Source organism: Streptomyces sp. NPDC048415 (assembly GCF_040651675.1).
Classification (GTDB): Bacteria; Actinomycetota; Actinomycetes; order Streptomycetales; family Streptomycetaceae; genus Streptomyces.
The window spans coordinates 109,166-115,583 of record NZ_JBEZKJ010000021.1 but is presented as its reverse complement, the minus strand read 5'-3'; the positions used below and the strand labels follow the sequence as shown (position 1 = coordinate 115,583).

5 protein-coding genes are annotated in these 6,418 nt (G+C 72.7%); all 5 read right to left on the bottom strand.

What is annotated here, in order from left to right; translation table 11 throughout:
* Positions 1-66: 66 nt before the first annotated feature.
* The gene (locus tag AB0D27_RS16855; RefSeq protein ID WP_362508450.1) at positions 67-1,275 is read right to left on the bottom strand and encodes a sialidase family protein; all 1,209 of its coding nucleotides are present in this window, start codon (positions 1,273-1,275) and stop codon (positions 67-69) included.
* Between the two features lie 113 nt (positions 1,276-1,388).
* Entirely contained in the window at positions 1,389-2,060 is a 672-nt protein-coding gene (locus AB0D27_RS16850) for a response regulator transcription factor (RefSeq protein ID WP_362508447.1), read from the bottom strand.
* Entirely contained in the window at positions 2,057-3,310 is a 1,254-nt protein-coding gene (locus AB0D27_RS16845; RefSeq protein WP_362508467.1) for a histidine kinase, read from the bottom strand. The genes AB0D27_RS16850 and AB0D27_RS16845 overlap by 4 nt, the downstream gene beginning before the upstream one ends.
* A 109-nt stretch (positions 3,311-3,419) precedes the next feature.
* Complete coding sequence (locus AB0D27_RS16840) at positions 3,420-5,504, bottom strand: MMPL family transporter (RefSeq protein ID WP_362508444.1); 2,085 nt, start codon at positions 5,502-5,504, stop codon at positions 3,420-3,422.
* A 145-nt stretch (positions 5,505-5,649) separates the two neighbouring features.
* Positions 5,650-6,345: a TerB family tellurite resistance protein gene (locus AB0D27_RS16835; RefSeq protein ID WP_362508441.1), complete on the bottom strand. Its 696-nt coding sequence runs from the start codon at positions 6,343-6,345 to the stop codon at positions 5,650-5,652.
* Between the last annotated feature and the right edge of the window lie 73 nt (positions 6,346-6,418).

Sequence of the window (6,418 nt, the reverse complement as noted above, 5' to 3'; positions counted from 1 at the left end):
GGGGTCTGGGGGGCGGAGCCCCCCAGGTACGGGACGGGCAGGGGCGGAGGGGGCGAGAAAAGCCGTCTACCCCCGCAGGTCGGCCACCGGCACCCGGCGGAACTCGATCGTGTCGTACGTGCCTGTCGCGCCCGTCTCGTAGAGGATGCCGACCCGGCTCGCGCCGAGCTGCACGAGGTCGGAGTAGGCGGCCCGCTGTGAGGACAGGGTGAGCGCCTTGGTGAAGGCCGCGCCGCGGTCCGTGCTGCGCCAGATCGCCATGGACTGGCGAGCGGTGGGGACGGAGGGGCCGGAGAAGAGGAGGGGAGCGAAAGGACCGCTCAGCTGCAGGACGCTGCCCTGGACGACGGGGACGTCGTCCAGGGTGGGCTGCACGGCGTAGGCGCGGTCGAGGGTCTTCCCTCCGTCGCTGGAGTAGGAGTCCAGGCGGTTTCCGGGGCTCGTGCCGTTCTGGTCGCGCGCGGTGAAGTACAGGCGTCCGTCGGGAAGTTCGGCCACGCCACTCTCGTTGGCGTTGGCCACGCCGTCGTACGAGTCGTCCACGAAGCCCAGCTTCCAGGTGAGTCCGCCGTCGTCGCTGTAGAGGGCGTGGGCGCCGTAGTACTTGGACTCCTGGCCGGTGTCCGCGGACCCCTCGGGCGGGGCGGCGGAGTGGTTGGCGGGCACGACCAGGCGCCCGGCGTGCGGACCGTGCCGCAGCGCGATGGCGTGGCCCGGCCCCGTGGCGTACCACCGCCAGCCCGGCGGCTTCACCTCGGCCGTGATCTCGCGCGGTGCGGAGAAGTGCCGGCCCTCGTCACGGCTCGTCTGGACGAAGACGCGACGGCCCTGTTCCGCGGTGACCTCACCCCGCATGATCTGCGCCTCGGTCACGGCACCGCTGTTGTACGACGTGAGCAGGACGATCCGGCCGCTACGCGGGTCCACGACCGGCGCCGGATTGCCCCGGGTGTCTCCGTCCCCGGACGCGACGACCCGCAAGGAACCCCACGTGCAGCCGCCGTCGAAGGAGCGTTTGAGGACGACGTCGATGTTCCCGGTGTCGCCGGCGCCGTTGTGTCTGCCCTCGGCGAAGGCCAGCAGCGTGCCCGTCCGGGTCGTGACCGTCGCCGGGATGCGGAACGTGTCGTAGCCGTCCCGGCCCGCCGCGTACGGCACGGAGGAGGTACAGTCCCGGGTGGCCAGGGGCGTGCCCGAGGCGGTGCCGGTGACCGCGAGGACGGTGAGGAGCCCGGCGGCTGCCGCGAACGCGGCCATACGGCTCGTGATGCTCATGGCACTCCCTGGACTCCGGTGAACATAGGACGTGGGATGTCCAGGAGAACCTATTGCGCCCAGGGAGTCACAGCAATGTCCGTACCGCCACGGCGTGTTGATGTGACGTCAGTTCAACGGGCGGTCCCGGGCGCGACGAGTCCCGACTCGTACGCCACGATCACCAGCTGGGCCCGGTCGCGGGCGCCCAGCTTGCCCATGATCCGGCTGACGTGAGTTTTCGCGGTGAGCGGGCTCAGCCCCAACGCCCCCGCGACCTCGGTGTTGTTGAGGCCGCGCGCGACCAGCGTCAGTACCTCGCGTTCCCGCTCGGAGAGGCCCTCGGGGCCGCCCGTGGCCGACGCGGCAGCCGACGGGGTGCTCAGGAAACGGGCGATCAGCCGGGCGGTCGGTCCCGGTGAGAGCAGGGCCTCCCCGGCGGCCACCGTGCGGATGGCGTCGAGGAGTTCGGCGGGCCTGGTGTCCTTCACCAGGAAGCCGGAGGCACCGGCGCGCAGGGCCTCCACGATGTGCTCGTCGGTGTCGTACGTGGTGAGAACGAGGACCCTGACCCCGGCGAGGCTCTCGTCGGCCGCGATGACCCGGGTCGCCTCGATGCCGTCCAGGTCGGGCATGCGGATGTCCATGACGACCAGATCGGCCCGCGTACTGCGCGCGAGCTCCACCGCCTCCCGCCCGGTGGCCGCCTGCCCGACGACCTCCATGTCCCGCGCGGACTCGACGAGCATGGCGAACGCGGCCCGCACGAGGTTCTGGTCGTCGGCGAGAAGCACACGGATCGTCATAGGAGCTCTCCCGGCTCGAGTTCGGACACAGACACGGACACCCGGTCAAGGTCACCAGCAGTCGCAGCGGGAGGCACTCCCAGTGGCAGCACCGCCGACACCCCGAACCCGCCGCCCTCCCTCGCCCCGGCCTCCAGCGTTCCGCCCACACTACGAGCCCGCTCGCGCATCCCCAGGAGACCGAACCCGGGCGTGCCGCCCGCGTCGCCGACGCCGTCGTCCGTGACGGCCACCCGCAGGGCCCAGCCCTCCGTCCGCAGGTCCACGCGGACCGTGACGTCGGGGCCCGCGTGCCGTACGGCGTTGGTGAGCGCCTCCTGGACGATGCGGTAGGCGGCGGCGCCCACGGCGGACGGGACACCGGCGGCCGGTACCGCGACCTCCGCCGTCACTTCGGCGCCCGCCGACCGCGCCGCCGCGACCAGGTCGGGCACGCCGTCCAGGCCGGGCAGCGGCCCCCGCCCGTCACTGCCGTGCTCCGACGCGCGCAGCACCTCCAGCGTGCTGCGCAGTTCGCCGCGTGCGGTGCGGCAGGTCCCGGAGATGTCTTCGAGCGCCTTGGCGACCGCCGTACGGTCGAGGCGGTCGGGGTCGGCGGTCAGGACGTGCGCGGCGACGGAGGTCTGCACGCCGATGAGGGTGATGGTGTGGGCGAGCAGGTCGTGCAGGTCGCGGGCAATGCGCAGGCGTTCCTCGGCGACCCGGCGGCGCGCCTCCTCCTCGCGGGTCCGCTCCGCGCGCTCGGCGCGTTCGAGGACCGAGGTGACGTACTGGCCGTGGACGCGCACGTACACCCCGAGGACGATGACCGCGACGATCCAGCCGGTGACGCGCAGCGCCTGGGCGCCCTCGGCGGCACCCTGTCCGAACTTGACGGTGAGCATGACGCCGATGACGCCGACGCCGACCAGGAGGGAGCGCAGCGGGCGCCCCGTCACGGCGACGGTGAACAGGGCGACCATCGAGACGACCAGCGGCGCCGTGTGGTCGAAGTCGAGCGCGTGGTACGGGCCCACGCAGGCGACGAGCGCGAGGAACGAGGCGAGCGGGGCGCGCCGCCGCCACACCATTGGGACGTGCGCGCCGATCAGGAGGGTCCAGCCGAGCGTGTCCGGCCGGCGGCCGTCGGTGGCGACCACGAGCGCCACGGACACGTCGACGACCAGCAGCGCGGCGGCGAGCAGCGCGTCCTGGCGCAGCATCCGCGCCGGGCCGACGACTCCCCGGCGCGCGGAGCCCTTGAGCAGCATGCGTGTGACGTCCACCGGTTCATCTTCCGTCAGGAGGGCGCCCCTGCGGGAAGGAGGGGCGCCGACGTGCCTCAGCCGACAACGGCACGTTCATCCGACAACTGCACGCTCAGCCGACAACGGCCGGCTCCTTCTGCCGCGGCTCGGGCGGCCTCGACGGCTCCCGGGACAGTCGCCCCGGCCACCACACCCTGCGTCGCAGCGCCACACTCGCGCTGGTCACCAGATACGTCCGGACGAGGAACGTGTCGAGCAGCACCCCCACCGCGATCACGAAGCCCAGCTGGACGAGCTGCACGAGCCCCATGTTCGTCAGCACCGCGAAGGTCGCCGCGAGGACGAGGCCGGCGGAGGCGATCACACCCCCGGTCGTCCGCAGCGCGGTCAGCGCGGCGGCGGCCGGTTCGGCACCGGACAGCGACTCCTCCCGCATCCGGTGCATGAGGAAGATCCCGTAGTCGACGCCGAGGGCGACGAGGAAGACGAAGGACAGCAGCCCGAGGCCCGGATCGGTCCCCTCGAACCCGAACAGCGGCCCGAAGACCAGCCCGCCGATACCGAGCGCCGCGCCCCACACCGCGATCACGGCGACGACGAGCAGCAGCGGGGCGACCAGGCTGCGCAGCAGCACGATCAGGATCAGCAGCACGGACACGAGCACGATGGGTACGACGACGAGCCGGTCCCGGGCATTGGTGTCCTGGAGGTCGATCTGCTGGGCGCTCGGGCCACCGACGTAGGAGCCCTTCAGATCCCCCCGCAAGGACTTGATCGTGGCGGTCTCGGCCGCCGACTGGGGTGCACCCTTCGCGGTGACGGAGATCTCCGTCCAGCCGCCGCCACTGCGCCCCCGCTCGGCACGTGCGACGCCCTGGTGCCCGCGCACGGTGGCGAGCGTGGCGTCCGCCCGTCCCGTGTGGGTGATCACGGTGAGGGGCTGGGTGCCCTGGCCGGGATAGGCGTGCGCGAGGGTCTCCATGGCGGCGACCGAGTCGGGCTTGTGGACGAAGGAGTCCTGTTGCTTGAGCGAGCCGGGCAGGCTCAGCGCGCCCAGGGCGAGCGCTCCGAGGAGTACGGCGCCGCTCGCGAGGACGGCGAGCGGGCGGCGCCCGGCGGAGGACCCCATCGCCGAGAACAGGCTCCGTCGTTGCCTGGGCTCGCTGCCGTACGCGGGCACCAGCGGCCAGAACACCCGCCGCCCGAGCAGCACGAGTACGGCGGGCAGCAGGGTCAGCATGGCGACGAGCGCGCACAGCACCCCGACCGTGCCCGTCGGGCCCATGCCCCGGCTGCTGTTGAGGTCCGCGGCGAGCAGGCACAGCAGTCCGGCGGCGACGGTCCCGGAGGAGGCGAGCACGGCGGGCCCGCAGCCCCGCAGGGCGTTGCGCATGGCGTCGTACGGCCGCTCCACGCGCCGCAGTTCCTCCCGGTAGCGGGAGATGAGCAGCAGGGCGTAGTCGGTCCCGGCGCCGAACACGAGGATCGTCATCACGCCCGAGCTCTGGCCGGAGACGCTGGTGCCGAACGCCTGGTGGAGCCCGTAGGCCACGCCCATCGACAGATAGTCGGCGACGCCCGCGACGGCGAGCGGCACGAGCCACAGCAGCGGACTGCGGTAGATGAGGATCAGCAGGACGGCGACCACGGCGACGGTGGTGTAAAGCAGCGGTCCGCCAAGGGAGTTGTAGACCTCGGCGGCGTCGGTGGCGAGCGCGCCGGGCCCGCCGACATCGACGCTCAGCCCGTCCGCACCGCGCGCGACATCGCGTACCTCGTTCACGAACGTGTCGCGTTTCTTCTCGTCGGCGCCGGGCGCGGAACTGGCGACCGGGTACATCAGGGTGGTGCCGTCCGGGGACGGCACGGCCTTCGGGGGTGCGGTGAGCGGGTTGTCGTCGGCGATCCGGGCGACCTGGCGGGCGGCCGTCGCGCGGTCGACGCCGCTCAGCCCGCCGTCGCGGTGGTAGACGAGCACCAGCTCGGTGCTCTCCCCGCCGGGCAACTGGTCCTCGATCTTGGCCACTTGGGTGGAGTCCGCACTCGCCGGCAGATAGTCCACGGCGCGGTCGTGCTGCACATCGGCGAGCTTCGACGCGAACGGCCCGACGACGGCCAGCACGGCCACCCAGAGCCCGAGCAGCACCCAGGGCACGGTCCGTCGCCGCGTACGTGTGGTGGTCTTTCCGGGCCCCATGGCGGGGTCCTCCCCTCCTGGCCGGGTGTCTGGACAAGCACCAGACTCCCGGCGCGCGGCACGGGATTCGTCGCACCTGAGGGCGAGTTCGGGGGTACTGCGAGGGGTGGCGGAACGGCGGGACTACTCCCCCGGGAGTACGGGCCTACGACGGTGTACGCGCCGCCGCCAGCAGCCGCGTGACGTCGTCCGAGCAGATCGTCAGCGCCGCGCCCACGGTGGCCAGAACGTCCCGCTCGGCGGGGGTGTAGGGCCCGTCGGCCAGCGCGATACGGGCGCCCTGGAGGAGGATCGCCTCCCGGCCGGTCGGGGCGAGGTGCGGAGCCAGCGGGTCCAGCGCCTCGTGGAGCTCTATGGCCAGGCTCGCTCCGCACGGCTCCCCGAAGACGCGCCCGGTGTCCGCGGCGAGCGCCTCGACGAGGGCGCCGAGCTGGTCCTCCGTGCAGTCGTCGAAGCCGGCCGAGCGCACCGCGCCTGCAGCGGTCTCCAGGGCCGTACGGGCGCAGCTGCCGCCGGCGGCGAGCACGGCGAGGGCGACGGTGTGGACGGCGTCGCGGAGCATTGCCGCGAAGCGGGTGGTGGTGGGGTGGTCGAGGACGTCGGCGCCGTAGTGGTGGGCGCAGGCGGCGCATTCGACGACGGGCCCGGTCTCGCCGCGCGGGAGAACGGGAACGCCGAGGAGGGTGAAGCGGCGACGGCCGGTCAGGCGCTGGTAGTTGCGGTCGCCCCCACAGCCTGGGCAGAAGAACTCGCCGTCGCCGACACTGGTCCACGCGGTACGGGTGCCCAGGATGCGGGAAACCTGAACTGCACGACCGTTTCGTCCCCATTCCGGCAGCACCGTCGCACACCTCCGTAACGCCGCGGCAACATCGCCGCGCTGGCGTGATGTTAGCCACATTGTTGATGCGGAG

Excerpts from the sequence above, each read along its gene's own strand:
- AB0D27_RS16855 (WP_362508450.1), bottom strand. The coding sequence starts at position 1,275 with ATGAGCATCACGAGCCGTATGGCCGCGTTCGCGGCAGCCGCCGGGCTC.
- AB0D27_RS16850 (WP_362508447.1), bottom strand. The coding sequence starts at position 2,060 with ATGACGATCCGTGTGCTTCTCGCCGACGACCAGAACCTCGTGCGGGCC.
- AB0D27_RS16845 (WP_362508467.1), bottom strand. The coding sequence starts at position 3,310 with ATGCTGCTCAAGGGCTCCGCGCGCCGGGGAGTCGTCGGCCCGGCGCGG.
- AB0D27_RS16840 (WP_362508444.1), bottom strand. The coding sequence starts at position 5,504 with ATGGGGCCCGGAAAGACCACCACACGTACGCGGCGACGGACCGTGCCC.